Below are 15,115 nucleotides of genomic sequence, written 5' to 3' on the forward strand. Positions count from 1 at the left end.
CTTACTTCTTCTTAGCCTCTTTGATACGCACGACTTCGTCGGCGTAACGAACACCCTTACCTTTATAAGGCTCAGGACGACGATAGGCACGCAGTTCTGCCGCAACCTGACCGATTACCTGTTTATCAGCACCCTTTAGTACGATTTCAGTTTGTGACGGACATTCTGCAGTAATGCCTGCTGGCAGTTCGTGGTCAACTGGATGTGAGAAGCCCAGAGACATGTTAACAACATTGCCTTTGACTACTGCACGATAACCAACACCTACCAGTTGAAGCTTCTTAGTGAAGCCTTCGGTAACACCGATAACCATAGCATTCAGCAAAGAACGAGTTGTACCCGCCTGTGCCCAACCACCAACATAACCATCGCGTGGAGCGAAGGTCAGTTGATTATCTGCATGCTTAACTTCAACTGCGCTGTGGATTGTACGACTTAGCTCGCCGTTTTTACCCTTAATCGAAATAACCTGACCGTCGAGTTTTACCTCTACGCCGGCAGGAATAACGACGGGTGCTTTTGCAACACGAGACATTCTTTCCTCCCGAATTAAGCTACGTAGCAGAGAATCTCGCCACCAAGACCAGCTTGGCGAGCTGCACGATCAGTCATTACACCTTTAGAGGTAGAAACAACAGCGATACCCAAGCCAGCCATAACTTGTGGCAGCTCATCTTTTTTCTTATAGATGCGCAGACTTGGGCGGCTTACACGCTGAATACTTTCTACAACAGCCTTACCTTGGAAGTATTTCAGTACTAATTCCAGTTCTGGCTTGGTGTCGCCTTCAATTTTATAATCTTCAATATAACCTTCTTCCTTCAGCACTTTGGCAATTGCCACTTTCAGCTTGGAGGAAGGCATGGTGACCGCAACTTTATTCGCGGCCTGACCGTTACGGATACGGGTCAGCATATCCGCGATGGGATCTTGCATGCTCATCTGTCTTTACTCCCGTGATTCAATTGGTGACAATTACCAGCTAGCCTTTTTAAGGCCCGGAATTTCACCGCGCATGGCGGCTTCACGGACTTTAATTCGGCTCAACCCAAACTTCCGCAAAAACGCATGCGGACGACCAGTTTGGCGGCAGCGGTTACGCTGACGAGAAGGGCTGGAATCACGTGGCAGTGTTTGCAGCTTGAGAACAGCATTCCAACGCTCTTCATCAGATGCATTCACATCAGAAATGATAGCTCTCAATTCCACACGTTTAGTGAAGAATTTTTCAGCTAATTTCGCACGTTTTACATCACGTGCTTTCATTGATTGCTTAGCCATGAATACCCTGCCTTACTTGCGGAACGGGAAGTTAAAAGCAGCCAAAAGTGCGCGGCCTTCATCATCAGATTTCGCAGTTGTGGTGATAGTAATATCCAGACCACGAACACGATCCACTTTATCGTAATCGATTTCAGGGAAGATGATTTGCTCACGTACACCCATGCTGTAATTGCCACGACCATCAAATGACTTCGCAGACAAACCACGGAAGTCACGAATACGAGGTACAGCAATAGAAATCAGGCGCTCAAGAAACTCCCACATACGTTCACCACGCAGGGTCACTTTACAGCCGATTGGATAGCCCTGACGGATTTTGAAGCCTGCAACTGATTTGCGTGCTTTGGTGATTAATGGTTTTTGACCAGAAATTGCTGCCAGATCCGCTGCTGCATTATCCAGCAGTTTCTTATCAGCGATCGCTTCACCAACACCCATGTTCAGGGTGATCTTCTCGACCCGAGGGACTTGCATGACAGAATTGTAGCCAAACTGAGTCATCAGTTTTTGGACTACCTCGTCTTTGTAGTAATCATGCAGTTTCGCCATCGTATTACTCCAAATTACTTGATAGTTTCGCTGTTAGATTTAAAGAAACGAACTTTTTTTCCGTCTTCAAATCTAAAACCTACACGGTCAGCCTTACCGGTTGCCGCATTGAAGATCGCAACGTTTGAAACCTGGATTGCAGCTTCTTTTTCAACGATGCCACCTGGTTGGTTCAGAGCCGGAACGGGCTTCTGATGTTTTTTAACCAAGTTGATACCTTCAACAATGACTTTCCCAGTAGAAAGAACCTGTTTTACTTTACCGCGCTTACCTTTATCTTTTCCAGTCAACACGATAACTTCGTCATCACGACGGATTTTCGCTGCCATTGTTCGCTCCTTAGAGTACTTCTGGTGCCAGGGAGATAATTTTCATGAACTTTTCATTACGAAGTTCACGAGTTACCGGCCCAAAAATACGCGTACCGATAACTTGCTCACTTGTGTTGTTTAACAACACGCAAGCATTGCCATCGAAGCGAATGACAGAACCGTCAGGGCGACGAACACCCTTCTTGGTGCGCACCACTACCGCTTTCAGGACATCACCTTTTTTCACTTTACCACGAGGAATTGCTTCCTTGATGGTGACTTTTATGATGTCGCCGACGTGTGCATAGCGACGGTGCGAGCCACCCAGAACCTTGATACACATTACGCGACGTGCACCGGAGTTGTCGGCCACGTTCAGCATAGTCTGTTCTTGGATCATTTTAGTGCTCCGCTAAATGTCAACTACTACTGAGCCCACTTCACTACTATAATTTAGTATGAAGAGGCCGTTCAGATACCCCATATCACGAGGGCGCGGCATTATAACACCACATCTCAGATATAGATAGAAAAAATAAACGGCTCATCGCCTGAGCCGTTTACTCTATTCGAGCCAGCTTACAGAATCGCTTTCTCTACAACGCGAACTAAAGTCCAAGACTTAGTTTTGGACAGTGGACGAGTTTCGCGGATTTCCACCACATCACCAATGCCACATTCATTGTTCTCGTCATGTACATGCAGTTTAGTCGTACGTTTGATGAATTTACCATACAGAGGGTGTTTCACCTTACGCTCAATAGCAACAACAATAGATTTCTCCATTTTGTCACTTACAACACGACCTTGCAGAGTACGGATTTTATCGGTCATTACGCACCCGCCTTCTCAGTCAATAAAGTCTTAACGCGTGCGATATTACGACGCACTTGTTTCAACAGATGAGACTGTTGTAGCTGGCCACTTGCAGCCTGCATGCGCAGGTTAAATTGTTCACGCAGCAAATTCAGCAGCTCAGTGTTCAGCTCTTCAACGCTTTTTTCGCGCAGCTCTTGTGCTTTCATTACATCACCGTCTTAGTTACAAAGGTGGTCTTGATAGGCAGTTTCGCTGCTGCCAGCTTGAATGCTTCACGAGCCAGCTCTTCAGGCACACCGTCCATTTCATAAAGGACTTTACCAGGCTGGATCAAGGCAACCCAATATTCTACGTTACCTTTACCTTTACCCATACGCACTTCGAGTGGCTTTTCAGTGATAGGCTTGTCTGGAAATACACGTATCCAGATTTTACCTTGACGTTTAATTGCACGAGTCATAGCACGACGTGCCGCTTCAATCTGACGTGCCGTCAGACGGCCACGGCCCACAGCTTTCAGACCGAAAGTGCCGAAGCTAACATCCGCACCTGCTGCCAGGCCACGGTTACGGCCTTTGTGCATTTTACGGAATTTCGTACGCTTTGGTTGTAACATCAGCGACTCTCCTTACTTGCGGCCTTTACGCTGCTGCTTTTTCGGTTGTGCAGCCGGTTTTTCCGCCTGTTCAACAGCAGCCATACCACCCAAGATCTCACCTTTGAAGATCCATACCTTAACGCCGAGTACACCATAAGTGGTGTGCGCTTCTGAAGTGTTATAGTCGATATCTGCACGCAGTGTGTGCAACGGTACACGACCTTCACGATACCATTCAGTACGCGCGATTTCAGCACCGCCTAAACGGCCACTGACTTCCACTTTAATGCCTTTAGCGCCCAAACGCATCGCATTCTGGACTGCGCGCTTCATAGCGCGACGGAACATAACACGACGTTCTAGCTGTGAAGTAATACTGTCAGCAACCAGTTTCGCGTCCAGTTCAGGCTTACGCACTTCAGAGATATTAATTTGCGCAGGAACACCAGCGATTTCCGCTACAGTTTTACGCAGTTTTTCTACGTCTTCACCTTTCTTACCGATTACAATACCTGGGCGAGCAGTGTGAATAGTTACACGAATACTTTTAGCAGGACGTTCAATAACAATGCGTGAAATAGACGCTTTTGCCAGTTCTTTATTCAAGTACTGGCGGACTTTAAAATCGCTGTCTAGGTTGTCAGCGAATTCTTTAGTATTCGCATACCAGGTAGAGTTCCAAGGTTTGACAATACCCAGGCGAATACCATTAGGATGTACTTTCTGACCCATTGCTAGTCTCCAGAGTCTCAGCGATCGGACACAACCACAGTAATGTGGCTGCTGCGCTTCAGGATGCGATCTGCACGACCTTTTGCACGAGGCATAATACGCTTCATGGTCGGGCCTTCGTCTACGAAAATCTTCGTGACCTTCAGATCATCAATGTCAGCACCATCGTTGTGTTCTGCATTAGCAATAGCAGACTCAAGTACTTTCTTCACTAAACCAGCAGCTTTCTTATTGGTATAGGTCAGAGTTTCCAGAGCTTGCGACACTTTCTTACCGCGAATCAGGTCAGCTACAAGGCGAACCTTCTGAGCAGAAGAACGAGCGTGGCGATGTTTAGCGATAGTTTCCATCTCTTCCTCCTACCTTAGCGCTTTTTAGCCTTTTTATCGGCCGCATGGCCGCGATAAGTACGGGTCGGCGCGAATTCACCTAGTTTATGACCAACCATTTCGTCGGAAACAAAAACTGGTACATGCTGACGACCATTATGGACAGCGATGGTCAAACCGATCATGTTAGGAAAGATCGTTGAACGACGGGACCAAGTCTTAATAGGCTTTTTGTCTCCGCTTTCCACCGCTTTCTCTACCTTCTTCAGCAAGTGCAGGTCGATAAATGGACCTTTCTTGAGAGAACGTGGCATGGTTTATCCTCTAATTATTTTTTAGTACGGCGACGTACGATGAACTGATCAGTACGTTTATTACTACGGGTCTTCTTACCTTTAGTTTGAACACCCCAAGGAGTTACAGGATGTTTACCAAAGTTACGACCTTCACCACCACCATGTGGGTGATCTACCGGGTTCATCGCCGTACCACGAACGGTAGGACGAATGCCGCGCCAGCGACTTGCACCAGCTTTACCCAGAACACGTAGCATATGTTCTGCATTACCAACTTCACCTAAAGTGGCGCGGCAATCAGACAGAACTTTACGCATTTCACCAGAACGCAGACGCAAAGTTACATAAGAACCATCACGGGCAACGATCTGAACGTATGCACCAGCGGAACGAGCCAACTGACCACCTTTACCCGGCTTCATTTCTACGTTATGTACGGTAGAACCAACAGGGATATTGCGCATTGGCAATGCGTTACCAGTTTTGATAGCTGCGTCAGCACCAGATTGGATCTGATCACCAGCTTTCAGACCTTTAGGCGCAAGGATATAACGACGTTCACCATCTTTATACAGAACCAGGGCGATATTCGCTGAACGGTTTGGATCATATTCCAAACGCTCAACTACAGCAGGGATACCATCTTTATTACGTTTAAAGTCAATCAAACGATAGTGCTGCTTGTGGCCACCACCAATGTGACGAGTGGTAATACGGCCATTGTTGTTACGACCACCGGTTTTGCTGCTTTTTTCCAGCAATGGAGCATAAGGTTTACCCTTATGCAGCTCAGGGTTAACCACTTTAACAACGTGGCGACGGCCCGGAGACGTAGGTTTACATTTAACAATTGCCATTGTTCTTTACTCCTCCGACTTACTCTGCACCACCGATGAAGTCCATATTCTGGCCTTCCTTCAGTGTGACATAAGCTTTTTTCCAGTCGCTACGACGACCAATACGCTGACCGTGACGTTTAGTTTTGCCTTTAACCAGCAAAGTGTTAACACCTTCAACTTCGACTTCAAACAGTCTCTGCACAGCAGCTTTGATTTCTGCTTTAGTCGCGTCTTTCGCAACTTTGAGAACGATGGTGTTGCTCTTTTCCATCGCTGTAGAAGCTTTTTCAGATACGTGCGGCGCGCGCAGTACTTTCAGCAGACGTTCTTCACGGATCATGCCAGCATCTCCTCAACTTGCTTCACAGCATCAGCAGTCATAACCACTTTATCGAAGGCGATTAAGCTAACTGGATCAATACCAGCTACATCACGAACATCAACCTTGTACAGGTTGCGAGCTGCTAAGAATAAATTCTCATCAACTTCATGAGTGATAATCAGCACATCTTCCAGAGCCATATCTTTCAGTTTCTGAACCAGAAGCTTGGTTTTAGGAGCTTCTACAGAAAACTTCTCGACAACGATCAAACGATCTTGACGTACCAGTTCAGACAGGATGCTCTTTAAAGCACCACGGTACATTTTCTTATTAACTTTTTGACTGTGGTCCTGTGGTTTAGCTGCAAAAGTTACACCACCAGAGCGCCAAATTGGACTCTTAATAGAACCAGAACGTGCACGGCCAGTGCCTTTCTGACGCCATGGTTTCTTACCTGAACCAGAAACTTCAGCACGGGTTTTCTGAGCACGAGTACCTTGACGTGCACCAGCTGCGTAAGCAACAACTACTTGATGCACAAGCGCTTCATTGAAATCACGCCCGAAGGTAGTTTCGGAAACAGTCAGCGCGCCTTGCGCGTCTTTCATTACCAATTCCATTCCTATCTCCTCGACGTTACGCCTTGACAGCCGGTTTTACGATCAGGTTGCCGCCAGTTGCACCTGGAACAGCACCTTTGACCAGCAGCAGGTTGCGCTCAGCGTCAACACGTACTACATCTAGGCTTTGAACAGTTACACGTTCATTACCCAGTTGGCCTGCCATTTTCTTGCCTTTAAATACCTTGCCCGGAGTTTGGTTCTGACCGATAGAACCCGGGACACGATGAGACAAAGAGTTACCGTGGCTAGCATCTTGGGTACGGAAGTTCCAGCGCTTAACAGTACCAGCAAAACCTTTACCTTTAGATGTACCAGTAACGTCGACTTTCTTAACGTCAGCGAAAATCTCAACGCTAATACTTTGACCTACAGCATATTCTTCGCCTTCAGACAGACGGAATTCACGCAGGATACGGCCAGCTTCAACGCCAGCTTTAGCGAAATGACCTGCTTCAGGTTTGTTTATACGGTTAGCTTTTTTGCTACCAGTAGTAACCTGAATTGCACGATAACCATCACTATCCAGATCTTTAACCTGAGTCACACGGTTATCTTCAATTTCGATAACAGTTACAGGGATAGAAACGCCATCTTCAGTGAAGATACGAGTCATACCCACTTTTTTACCGACTAAACCAATCATTGTTTCAACCTCTCAATCGTTCAATGACCTGATTAACCCAGGCTGATCTGCACGTCTACACCGGCAGCCAGATCCAGACGCATCAGAGCATCAACGGTTTTCTCGGTTGGCTCAACGATGTCAACCAGACGCTTATGAGTGCGAATTTCGTACTGATCACGCGCATCTTTATTAACATGCGGAGAAATCAGAACGGTAAAACGCTCTTTACGAGTCGGCAGCGGGATCGGACCACGCACCTGCGCACCAGTACGCTTAGCGGTCTCGACAATTTCCGCAGTTGATTGATCGATCAAACGATGATCAAATGCTTTCAGGCGAATACGGATTCTTTGGTTCTGCATGAGACCAGAGCTCCAACTATTTTATAAACGTAAATAATTACTCCTCGTACCCATTTCGATTGACGGGAGAGTGTAATCGTTCAATATATAACCCCCCTATCGGGAGTATTTTAAATGGCAGCAAAGCAATACTGCACATTCACTGGTTATCAAACCAGACTTACACGTAAGTAAGACCGCATATTATACGCAAATCAATTAACAAAGCAAGATACAGATGAAGATTTGTCCGGAATAGAGTCAAAGGAGCATGAAACAAGATGCCCTAACTGAACAACAGATAGGGCATTTTTTCGTACCTATTCTCCTTCAAGGATTTGTGCTTGAGTGTAATTTTGAATCCCCATACGTTCAATTAATTCAAATTGAGTTTCCAACCAATCAATGTGTTCTTCTTCTTCATCTAGGACATCGATCATCAAATCACGGCTAACATAGTCATGAATCGAATCAGCATAAGCAATCGCTTCTTTCAAATCTCTAGCTCCCTGCAATTCGAGCTGCAAGTCAGATTTGAGCATTTCTTCGATATCTTCTCCGATGTTAAGTTTTCCTAGATCCTGCAAATTAGGAATTCCTTCAAGAAAAAGGATACGTTCAATGTACCTATCAGCATGCTTCATTTCATCGATAGATTCATGATATTCCTTATCATTCAGGCGGGTAAGGCCCCAGTTTTTGAACATCCGGGCATGTAGAAAATATTGATTAATTGCAACAAGCTCATTTCCAAGAAGTTTGTTCAAATGAGCAATCATTTTTTTATCACCTTTCATAGTTTACTCCTCCGCTTCCAGTACTTAAAGTGTAGTACCTATTCAGCAGAGTAGTAGTAAACTTATCTCTTTTTTATCAAGCAACGTTATCTATCTTAGGTAGCTGTGCAATTTCCTCATTAATTAGCTCTCGGGCTTGGCGTATGCATTTGCCACAATCACGGCCTACAGGCACAATACGTTTTAGTTCTCTAATAGAGTGAATATGATGTTGACGCACCGCGTTACGTATTGTTTTGTCACTCACCGCATTACATAGGCAGACATACATAAATAACACTCTCTGGTACACATTATAGCGCATATTAAATAATAATGAGTCTCATTTCAATAATCATTCGCATTTTAATTTTCTGATTCTGGTTCTTCCAAATATCCTTTAGCTTCGTCAAATGGAAGTAGTTCCCTCATTTCTGTAATACTTTGACTAAAAAGACTTTTATCCCTATCAGGAACTTTCTTAAACTTATTCCATCCTAAAAACTATCTCCTACATCAGCAACTCTCTTCGTTGGTATCCCCTCCTTTCGTTAGGGCATACCAACAAATGCAGAACAAACATGAGTCAAATATTACTACCTGTATATAAAAGAAAAGATGACTCATCTAAGTTTGAAGACAAATGCTTATTCGGGAAAATCACGAGGTGGGGGGGGTAGTTACCGCTAACGTATTCTACAGATGAATGATGAATATATACTCTAAGAATACCCTAGCAGAACAGCCAGATAACAATAACACCACTAGGAACAAGCAGCCGAAATAAAAACTTAAGACACTAAGAGATAACCGAATGGGATGGTTCATACAGGGAATTTAAGGAAAGGTGATATCAATTAAAACACTAACTAACAGACACCTAGTGTAACACAACCAAGTGTCTGTCCTAAAACAAGTCAGAATACAAACCTGTCCTAAAGTTAGGTACTTAATTCTTAGCTATTAAGCAATAATTTTAGCAACAACACCAGCACCTACAGTACGGCCGCCTTCGCGGATAGCAAAGCGCAGACCCTGGTCCATTGCGATTGGCGCAATCAGGGTAACTTTCATCTGAATGTTATCACCTGGCATCACCATTTCCACGCCTTCTGGCAGCTCGATTGTGCCGGTTACGTCAGTTGTACGGAAGTAGAACTGTGGACGGTAGCCTTTGAAGAATGGCGTATGACGGCCACCTTCGTCTTTGCTCAGAATATAAACTTCTGATTCGAAAGTGGTGTGTGGCTTGATTGAACCCGGTTTTGCCAGTACCTGACCACGTTCGATTTCATCACGTTTAGTACCACGCAACAGAACGCCCACGTTCTCACCCGCACGGCCTTCGTCCAGCAGTTTGCGGAACATTTCTACGCCGGTACACGTGGTTTTCGTTGTGTCTTTGATACCCACGATTTCAACTTCTTCACCCACTTTAACAATACCGCGCTCTACACGACCGGTTACCACGGTACCACGGCCTGAAATCGAGAATACGTCTTCGATTGGCAGCAGGAATGGCTGGTCGATTGCACGCTCTGGTTCTGGGATGTAGCTGTCCAGGGCTTCTGCCAGCTCCAGGATTTTGCTTTCCCACTCGGCATCGCCTTCCAGCGCTTTCAGCGCAGAACCACGGATAACCGGAGTGTCGTCGCCTGGGAAATCGTACTGAGACAGCAACTCACGCACTTCCATCTCAACCAGTTCCAGCAGCTCTTCGTCGTCTACCATGTCACATTTGTTCAGGAATACGATGATGTAAGGAACGCCTACCTGACGACCTAACAGGATGTGCTCACGAGTCTGTGGCATTGGGCCGTCAGTCGCAGCAACTACCAGGATTGCGCCGTCCATCTGAGCCGCACCCGTGATCATGTTTTTCACATAGTCGGCGTGGCCTGGGCAGTCAACGTGCGCATAGTGGCGGCTTGGGGTATCGTATTCTACGTGAGAAGTAGAGATGGTGATACCACGCGCTTTTTCTTCTGGCGCGTTATCGATTTGGTCGAATGCACGAGCATTACCACCGAAGGTTTTAGCCAGTACAGTAGTGATAGCAGCAGTCAGGGTAGTTTTACCGTGGTCAACGTGGCCGATAGTACCAACGTTAACGTGCGGTTTTGTACGTTCAAACTTTTCTTTAGACATTAGATTGTCCCTCTAAGACACGGAATCGGTGGTTCCACCACATCAACCAAGCAGTTGCTCGTTGAATATCGTTTACAGGAATAAAATCGGGAGACAAGGACATTAAGGAAGTGGTGCTGATAGGCAGATTCGAACTGCCGACCTCACCCTTACCAAGGGTGTGCTCTACCAACTGAGCTATATCAGCACATCTTGGAGCGGGCAGCGGGAATCGAACCCGCATCATCAGCTTGGAAGGCTGAGGTAATAGCCATTATACGATGCCCGCATTGAACTCGGCTACCTGACTTTAATCAGCTGTACGTTGATCTCAATATACTTTGCTTCTAACGAAAACCAAAAGAATATCAAGACTAAATCTGATTTTTGGTGGTGGGGGAAGGATTCGAACCTTCGAAGTCTGTGACGGCAGATTTACAGTCTGCTCCCTTTGGCCGCTCGGGAACCCCACCTTATTCCAAATTTTTAATGGTGCCGGCACCAAGAATCGAACTCGGGACCTACTGATTACAAGTCAGTTGCTCTACCAACTGAGCTATGCCGGCATCAAGTGCTGCGCATTCTAGGCAGTGTGAACGCACTATGCAACAAAAAAATCGCTTTCCTTGACCATTCGGTCACAAAACGCTCATTTTTATTCAATAAGCTGTTTTTTTCAAAATATTTAGCTCAAATAATAAACCAAAACTACCTGTAATTATTAAGGAACTGATTTCTGTACCCAATAAAACATGATTAGTCACTTCATTTTGTGTCATTCAAATGTCCATCATGATAAACAAACAGCTAAAGCTAACATTAAGTAAAGCAACTCAATTTTTTACGATTCTGCATTTCTTACAAAAAAAACTGCTAAAAATATAAAAAAACCTACGCCTGCCGCTCATCAGTCGATATCATGCGATTTATTTTTTGTCGGGTACAGGTTGTTTATTGCAACTTGTCCAACCTGCACAAACAGGCAGATTTTGGTTTATGAATAAAAAAGAACCTTTTTTGGCTACTCCATATTTGCAATTCAATCGTGAACAATGGGCAACCTTACGTGATTCAGTTCCACTGACATTAACAAAAGAAGAATTAATTGATCTAAAAGGAATCAATGAAGAAATTTCTTTAGAAGAAGTTGTTGAGATTTATCTTCCTTTATCTCGCTTGCTCAATTTTTATATTAGTTCCAATTTACGTCGTCAAGCAGTGCTCGAACAATTTCTAGGTACCGATGGACAAAAAGTCCCTTATGTCATAGGAATTGCTGGCAGTGTTGCCGTTGGTAAAAGTACCACTGCACGTCTATTGCAAGCCCTTCTGAGTCGTTGGCCTGAACACCGAAGTGTAGAATTAATTACTACAGATGGTTTTCTACATTCTAACAGTGTACTGAATGAACGTGGGCTGATGAAAAAGAAAGGATTTCCTCAATCATATGATATGCATAGCTTAGTGAAATTTGTAGCTGATATTAAATCGGGGTCTAAACAAGTATCCGCACCAGTTTACTCTCATCTTACCTATGATATCGTACCAAACGAGCAAAAACTTATTAAACAACCAGACATTTTGATTCTAGAGGGTTTGAATGTATTACAAAGCGGTATGGATTATCCTCATGATCCACACCATGTATTTGTCTCTGATTTTGTCGACTTTTCTATCTACGTCGATGCACCAGAAAAATTACTCAAGAGTTGGTATATCAGTCGTTTTTTAAAATTCCGCCAAGGTGCTTTTTCCGATCCAGACTCTTATTTCCACAGCTATTCCAAGCTATCAGAAGAAGAAGCCATAAATACTGCATCTGATATCTGGCAAGAGATAAATGGACTAAATTTGCGACAAAATATTTTACCAACTCGAGAACGCGCAAGCCTAATCATGACAAAAGGTACTAACCACACTATTGAAAGCGTAAGGCTACGTAAGTAAAAATAGTTTCCGAACCCGGAAGACATTTCTCTTCCGGTCATTTCTAACAGCCTCTTAAAGAAATTTCCCCGCCGATATATGGGGTTATAACACCATTCTGATCAAGTAACAAAGCGCCTTGCTGATTAATACCCCTAGCTATACCATACACTTCCTGCCTACCAATAATTAATTTTACCGATCTATCCATAAAATTATCTAACTCAAACCACCTAGAAACAAATGAAGACAAACCTTCATTTTCAAACTGAATTAGAGCTTTCCTTAGATCAAGTATTATTTCTACAGCCAATTTATTACGATCAATTTCAATTCCTGCTTGCAACAAATTAATCCATTGCTGATTAATAGACTCTTCGTCCTTATGATCCATCGAAATATTTATACCCGCACCTATTACAACCTGAGCAGCATCACCAGTCTTTCCTATTAGTTCAACTAAGATTCCCGCCAATTTCTTATCATCAAGATATAAATCATTTGGCCATTTTACCCTAATTCTATCCGCGCCAAATCGATGTAATACTTCAGCAATAACAATGCCAACAACCAGACTCAATCCGATTGCAGCAGCAGGTCCTTGTTCAAGGCGCCAGTACATAGATAAATAAAGATTTTTACCAAAGGGCGAAACCCATTTCCTTCCACGCCTTCCTCTGCCAGCATACTGGTACTCTGCAACACAAGCATCCCCTGATTTCAAATCAGATAAACGTTCAAGCAAGTACTGATTAGTCGAGTCAATAACTGGCAAAACAGTTATACGATCCTGAGGCAAGTATTGAAAAATAGTAGATTCATCAAGTAACTGCATAGGTGCCATAAGGCTATAACCCTTGCCTGGTGTTGTTTCTAGTTCAATTCCCCATTCACGGATTGTCTGTATATGTTTATTAATTCCAGCTCTACTCATCCCTAAATCTTGTCCCAACTGTTGGCCGGAATGAACGTCACCGTCAGACAAAATCTTAATCAACTGTAATGGCACGGTTATATCTTTCATGAAATACATTCCACAGCATCAATTTCGCCTTTAGTACCAATAAAACGAACCTCCGGTTCAAGTAATACACCAAACTTACTTATCACTTGCTGGCGAATGTAGGCAGCCAATGAAACTATATCCTCGCCTGTAGCATTTTCCTGATTTATCAATACCAAAGCTTGTCTAAGATGCACAGATGCACCTCCAATGCGATAACCTTTTAAATTACAATGTTCAATGAGCCAACCCGCCGCTAATTTAAACATTCCATGTGTGTAAGGATATTGGGGGCTATCAGGGTAATTTTCTTTTATTTTCGCCGCAACTTCCGCACTGACAATTGGGTTTTTGAAGAAACTCCCCGCGTTTCCTGTCATTGCAGGATCAGGTAATTTACTGGTGCGCATTGCACACACTGAATCAAAAATCTGCTGAGGAGTTACATTGTCTTTCGACAGCCTAGTTAGATCACCGTAGTTCAATATCGGCTGCCAATTCTTTTTCAACAATAATCCTACGGAGAGAATAGAATAATTTGCTTTATATTTATGTTTGAAAACACTATTTCGATATCCAAACTGACATTCACCAGAACTAAGGCGCGTTTGCTCCCCTGTTTCTAGATTAAGAACATCTACATATTCACACACATCTCTAAACTCAATACCATATGCACCAATATTTTGAATTGGTGCCGCACCAGCGCAACCAGGAATTAAGGCCAGATTCTCTAATCCATAGATTTGATTTTTAAGAGAATGGCAGACTAATTCGTGCCAATTTTCTCCTGCTCCTACATGTAAATGCCACGATTCATCTGTTTCCTGCTGTTGAATCCCCATAATCCTATTCAGAATCACAGTTCCTTCAAAATTTGCAGTAAATAAGACATTACTGCCACCACCAAGCAGTAACACAGGTTGTTTTTCGCTTTTGGCTTTCCGCCATAAAGCTAATAAAGATTCGGCAGATTCAGCTATATCTAAACGTTTAGCATAGACTGATAACCCAAAGGTATTAAACTCTTTAAGAGAAAGCATTTACTCAATACTCAATAAAGCTATTTAATAAATAGTTTATCAGCTATAGACGTGGAAAACTAAGTTAGTTCTTTATTAAATGCAAAAAGGCCACCCCTTTGGATGGCCTTTTTGTCTCAAAATAAAGTCTGGCAGTTCCCTACTCTCACATGGGGAGACCCCACACTACCATCGGCGCTACGGCGTTTCACTACTGAGTTCGGCATGGGGTCAGGTGGGACCACCGCGCTATCGCCGCCAGACAAATTCTTTATATATTATCATGGTGCTGATACCCAGATTCGAACTGGGGACCTCACCCTTACCAAGGGTGTGCTCTACCAACTGAGCCATATCAGCAATAGTCTGCCAAACTCACTGTTGGCACAAAAAATCAAATATGCTTTATGCTGCCTTTCATCGCAACACAACACTAAAAGTCAAGCCTGGCAGTGTCCTACTCTCACATGGGGAGACCCCACACTACCATCGGCGCTACGGCGTTTCACTGCTGAGTTCGGCATGGGGTCAGGTGGGACCACCGCGCTATCGCCGCCAGGCATATTCGGTTTCCTTCCGGCCGTTGCGTCTCT

At 44.2% G+C, this 15,115-nt stretch carries 23 protein-coding genes, 5 tRNA genes and 2 rRNA genes; 1 reads left to right on the forward strand and 29 read right to left on the reverse strand.

What is annotated here, in order from left to right:
- Position 1 precedes the first annotated feature (1 nt).
- From rplF to EAE93_RS22535, 24 genes are all read right to left on the reverse strand, one after another.
- On the reverse strand, positions 2-535 hold the full coding sequence (gene rplF, locus EAE93_RS22420) for a 50S ribosomal protein L6 (protein WP_036781883.1): 534 nt from the start codon (positions 533-535) through the stop codon (positions 2-4).
- A 14-nt stretch (positions 536-549) separates the two neighbouring features.
- Entirely contained in the window at positions 550-942 is a 393-nt protein-coding gene (gene rpsH / locus EAE93_RS22425; protein WP_011148781.1) for a 30S ribosomal protein S8, read from the reverse strand.
- Between the two features lie 33 nt (positions 943-975).
- Positions 976-1,281 (reverse strand): 30S ribosomal protein S14, encoded by a 306-nt coding sequence (gene rpsN, locus EAE93_RS22430; protein WP_036781885.1) that lies wholly within the window; start codon positions 1,279-1,281, stop codon positions 976-978.
- A gap of 12 nt (positions 1,282-1,293) precedes the next feature.
- Positions 1,294-1,833 (reverse strand): 50S ribosomal protein L5, encoded by a 540-nt coding sequence (gene rplE, locus EAE93_RS22435; protein WP_011148783.1) that lies wholly within the window; start codon positions 1,831-1,833, stop codon positions 1,294-1,296.
- A gap of 14 nt (positions 1,834-1,847) precedes the next feature.
- Positions 1,848-2,162, reverse strand: coding sequence for a 50S ribosomal protein L24 (rplX, locus tag EAE93_RS22440; RefSeq protein ID WP_036781887.1), 315 nt, complete (start codon positions 2,160-2,162; stop codon positions 1,848-1,850).
- Between the two features lie 10 nt (positions 2,163-2,172).
- Positions 2,173-2,544: a 50S ribosomal protein L14 gene (gene rplN, locus EAE93_RS22445; RefSeq protein ID WP_036781889.1), complete on the reverse strand. Its 372-nt coding sequence runs from the start codon at positions 2,542-2,544 to the stop codon at positions 2,173-2,175.
- Positions 2,545-2,723: 179 nt separating this feature from the next.
- Complete coding sequence (rpsQ, locus tag EAE93_RS22450) at positions 2,724-2,978, reverse strand: 30S ribosomal protein S17 (RefSeq protein WP_011148786.1); 255 nt, start codon at positions 2,976-2,978, stop codon at positions 2,724-2,726.
- Positions 2,978-3,169 (reverse strand): 50S ribosomal protein L29, encoded by a 192-nt coding sequence (rpmC, locus tag EAE93_RS22455; protein WP_010847484.1) that lies wholly within the window; start codon positions 3,167-3,169, stop codon positions 2,978-2,980. The genes rpsQ and rpmC overlap by 1 nt, the downstream gene beginning before the upstream one ends.
- The gene (gene rplP / locus EAE93_RS22460; RefSeq protein ID WP_011148788.1) at positions 3,169-3,579 is read right to left on the reverse strand and encodes a 50S ribosomal protein L16; all 411 of its coding nucleotides are present in this window, start codon (positions 3,577-3,579) and stop codon (positions 3,169-3,171) included. Before rplP ends, rpmC begins: the two co-directional genes overlap by 1 nt.
- A 12-nt stretch (positions 3,580-3,591) precedes the next feature.
- The gene (rpsC, locus tag EAE93_RS22465; protein ID WP_015836279.1) at positions 3,592-4,293 is read right to left on the reverse strand and encodes a 30S ribosomal protein S3; all 702 of its coding nucleotides are present in this window, start codon (positions 4,291-4,293) and stop codon (positions 3,592-3,594) included.
- Between the two features lie 17 nt (positions 4,294-4,310).
- Positions 4,311-4,643, reverse strand: a complete 333-nt coding sequence (rplV, locus tag EAE93_RS22470; RefSeq protein ID WP_011148790.1) for a 50S ribosomal protein L22 — start codon at positions 4,641-4,643, stop codon at positions 4,311-4,313.
- 14 nt (positions 4,644-4,657) lie between these two features.
- A complete protein-coding gene (gene rpsS, locus EAE93_RS22475) occupies positions 4,658-4,936 on the reverse strand; it encodes a 30S ribosomal protein S19 (protein ID WP_011148791.1) in 279 nt (92 codons plus the stop codon).
- A gap of 14 nt (positions 4,937-4,950) precedes the next feature.
- A complete protein-coding gene (rplB, locus tag EAE93_RS22480) occupies positions 4,951-5,775 on the reverse strand; it encodes a 50S ribosomal protein L2 (RefSeq protein ID WP_036781895.1) in 825 nt (274 codons plus the stop codon).
- 19 nt (positions 5,776-5,794) lie between these two features.
- The gene (rplW, locus tag EAE93_RS22485) at positions 5,795-6,097 is read right to left on the reverse strand and encodes a 50S ribosomal protein L23 (RefSeq protein ID WP_036781897.1); all 303 of its coding nucleotides are present in this window, start codon (positions 6,095-6,097) and stop codon (positions 5,795-5,797) included.
- On the reverse strand, positions 6,094-6,699 hold the full coding sequence (gene rplD / locus EAE93_RS22490; protein ID WP_036814875.1) for a 50S ribosomal protein L4: 606 nt from the start codon (positions 6,697-6,699) through the stop codon (positions 6,094-6,096). The genes rplW and rplD overlap by 4 nt, the downstream gene beginning before the upstream one ends.
- Positions 6,700-6,715: 16 nt before the next feature.
- Positions 6,716-7,345 carry a 50S ribosomal protein L3 gene (gene rplC, locus EAE93_RS22495; protein WP_036814876.1) on the reverse strand — a complete coding sequence of 210 codons (630 nt, stop codon included), beginning with the start codon at positions 7,343-7,345 and terminating at the stop codon, positions 6,716-6,718.
- 32 nt (positions 7,346-7,377) lie between these two features.
- Positions 7,378-7,689 (reverse strand): 30S ribosomal protein S10, encoded by a 312-nt coding sequence (gene rpsJ / locus EAE93_RS22500; protein WP_001181005.1) that lies wholly within the window; start codon positions 7,687-7,689, stop codon positions 7,378-7,380.
- A gap of 299 nt (positions 7,690-7,988) precedes the next feature.
- Positions 7,989-8,465: a bacterioferritin gene (gene bfr / locus EAE93_RS22505; RefSeq protein ID WP_036814877.1), complete on the reverse strand. Its 477-nt coding sequence runs from the start codon at positions 8,463-8,465 to the stop codon at positions 7,989-7,991.
- 76 nt (positions 8,466-8,541) lie between these two features.
- Positions 8,542-8,736 (reverse strand): bacterioferritin-associated ferredoxin, encoded by a 195-nt coding sequence (gene bfd / locus EAE93_RS22510; protein WP_046393852.1) that lies wholly within the window; start codon positions 8,734-8,736, stop codon positions 8,542-8,544.
- 671 nt (positions 8,737-9,407) lie between these two features.
- Entirely contained in the window at positions 9,408-10,592 is a 1,185-nt protein-coding gene (gene tuf / locus EAE93_RS22515; RefSeq protein WP_040152109.1) for an elongation factor Tu, read from the reverse strand.
- A gap of 111 nt (positions 10,593-10,703) precedes the next feature.
- Positions 10,704-10,779: transfer RNA gene (locus tag EAE93_RS22520), tRNA-Thr, on the reverse strand.
- Positions 10,780-10,785: 6 nt separating this feature from the next.
- Positions 10,786-10,860 (reverse strand) — tRNA-Gly (locus EAE93_RS22525).
- Positions 10,861-10,959: 99 nt separating this feature from the next.
- Positions 10,960-11,044: transfer RNA gene (locus EAE93_RS22530), tRNA-Tyr, on the reverse strand.
- A 17-nt stretch (positions 11,045-11,061) separates the two neighbouring features.
- A tRNA-Thr gene (locus EAE93_RS22535) sits at positions 11,062-11,137 on the reverse strand.
- Positions 11,138-11,567: 430 nt separating this feature from the next.
- Between EAE93_RS22535 and coaA the strand changes: the two genes are divergently transcribed.
- Positions 11,568-12,518, forward strand: a complete 951-nt coding sequence (coaA, locus tag EAE93_RS22540; protein ID WP_036781906.1) for a type I pantothenate kinase — start codon at positions 11,568-11,570, stop codon at positions 12,516-12,518.
- 43 nt (positions 12,519-12,561) lie between these two features.
- Here the strand turns inward: coaA and birA are convergent, their stop codons facing one another.
- The 5 genes from birA to rrf (EAE93_RS22565) all read right to left on the reverse strand — a co-directional run bounded on the left by birA (position 12,562) and on the right by rrf (EAE93_RS22565) (position 15,082).
- A complete protein-coding gene (gene birA, locus EAE93_RS22545; protein ID WP_036814878.1) occupies positions 12,562-13,521 on the reverse strand; it encodes a bifunctional biotin--[acetyl-CoA-carboxylase] ligase/biotin operon repressor BirA in 960 nt (319 codons plus the stop codon).
- Positions 13,518-14,543: a UDP-N-acetylmuramate dehydrogenase gene (gene murB, locus EAE93_RS22550; RefSeq protein ID WP_036814879.1), complete on the reverse strand. Its 1,026-nt coding sequence runs from the start codon at positions 14,541-14,543 to the stop codon at positions 13,518-13,520. The genes birA and murB overlap by 4 nt, the downstream gene beginning before the upstream one ends.
- Positions 14,544-14,669: 126 nt before the next feature.
- Positions 14,670-14,785, reverse strand: a 5S ribosomal RNA gene (gene rrf / locus EAE93_RS22555).
- A gap of 21 nt (positions 14,786-14,806) precedes the next feature.
- A tRNA-Thr gene (locus tag EAE93_RS22560) sits at positions 14,807-14,882 on the reverse strand.
- A gap of 84 nt (positions 14,883-14,966) precedes the next feature.
- Positions 14,967-15,082: ribosomal RNA gene (gene rrf, locus EAE93_RS22565) — 5S ribosomal RNA — on the reverse strand.
- Positions 15,083-15,115: the final 33 nt, after the last annotated feature.

The organism is Photorhabdus akhurstii (assembly GCF_018448925.1).
GTDB classification, from domain to species: Bacteria; Pseudomonadota; Gammaproteobacteria; order Enterobacterales; family Enterobacteriaceae; genus Photorhabdus; species Photorhabdus akhurstii.

Bases quoted from the DNA above. Each gene is read 5' to 3' on its own strand.
- rplF (WP_036781883.1), bottom strand. From the start codon at position 535: ATGTCTCGTGTTGCAAAAGCACCCGTCGTTATTCCTGCCGGCGTAGAG.
- rpsH (WP_011148781.1), bottom strand. From the start codon at position 942: ATGAGCATGCAAGATCCCATCGCGGATATGCTGACCCGTATCCGTAAC.
- rpsN (WP_036781885.1), bottom strand. From the start codon at position 1,281: ATGGCTAAGCAATCAATGAAAGCACGTGATGTAAAACGTGCGAAATTA.
- rplE (WP_011148783.1), bottom strand. From the start codon at position 1,833: ATGGCGAAACTGCATGATTACTACAAAGACGAGGTAGTCCAAAAACTG.
- rplX (WP_036781887.1), bottom strand. From the start codon at position 2,162: ATGGCAGCGAAAATCCGTCGTGATGACGAAGTTATCGTGTTGACTGGA.
- rplN (WP_036781889.1), bottom strand. From the start codon at position 2,544: ATGATCCAAGAACAGACTATGCTGAACGTGGCCGACAACTCCGGTGCA.
- rpsQ (WP_011148786.1), bottom strand. From the start codon at position 2,978: ATGACCGATAAAATCCGTACTCTGCAAGGTCGTGTTGTAAGTGACAAA.
- rpmC (WP_010847484.1), bottom strand. From the start codon at position 3,169: ATGAAAGCACAAGAGCTGCGCGAAAAAAGCGTTGAAGAGCTGAACACT.
- rplP (WP_011148788.1), bottom strand. From the start codon at position 3,579: ATGTTACAACCAAAGCGTACGAAATTCCGTAAAATGCACAAAGGCCGT.
- rpsC (WP_015836279.1), bottom strand. From the start codon at position 4,293: ATGGGTCAGAAAGTACATCCTAATGGTATTCGCCTGGGTATTGTCAAA.
- rplV (WP_011148790.1), bottom strand. From the start codon at position 4,643: ATGGAAACTATCGCTAAACATCGCCACGCTCGTTCTTCTGCTCAGAAG.
- rpsS (WP_011148791.1), bottom strand. From the start codon at position 4,936: ATGCCACGTTCTCTCAAGAAAGGTCCATTTATCGACCTGCACTTGCTG.
- rplB (WP_036781895.1), bottom strand. From the start codon at position 5,775: ATGGCAATTGTTAAATGTAAACCTACGTCTCCGGGCCGTCGCCACGTT.
- rplW (WP_036781897.1), bottom strand. From the start codon at position 6,097: ATGATCCGTGAAGAACGTCTGCTGAAAGTACTGCGCGCGCCGCACGTA.
- rplD (WP_036814875.1), bottom strand. From the start codon at position 6,699: ATGGAATTGGTAATGAAAGACGCGCAAGGCGCGCTGACTGTTTCCGAA.
- rplC (WP_036814876.1), bottom strand. From the start codon at position 7,345: ATGATTGGTTTAGTCGGTAAAAAAGTGGGTATGACTCGTATCTTCACT.
- rpsJ (WP_001181005.1), bottom strand. From the start codon at position 7,689: ATGCAGAACCAAAGAATCCGTATTCGCCTGAAAGCATTTGATCATCGT.
- bfr (WP_036814877.1), bottom strand. From the start codon at position 8,465: ATGAAAGGTGATAAAAAAATGATTGCTCATTTGAACAAACTTCTTGGA.
- bfd (WP_046393852.1), bottom strand. From the start codon at position 8,736: ATGTATGTCTGCCTATGTAATGCGGTGAGTGACAAAACAATACGTAAC.
- tuf (WP_040152109.1), bottom strand. From the start codon at position 10,592: ATGTCTAAAGAAAAGTTTGAACGTACAAAACCGCACGTTAACGTTGGT.
- coaA (WP_036781906.1), top strand. From the start codon at position 11,568: ATGAATAAAAAAGAACCTTTTTTGGCTACTCCATATTTGCAATTCAAT.
- birA (WP_036814878.1), bottom strand. From the start codon at position 13,521: ATGAAAGATATAACCGTGCCATTACAGTTGATTAAGATTTTGTCTGAC.
- murB (WP_036814879.1), bottom strand. From the start codon at position 14,543: ATGCTTTCTCTTAAAGAGTTTAATACCTTTGGGTTATCAGTCTATGCT.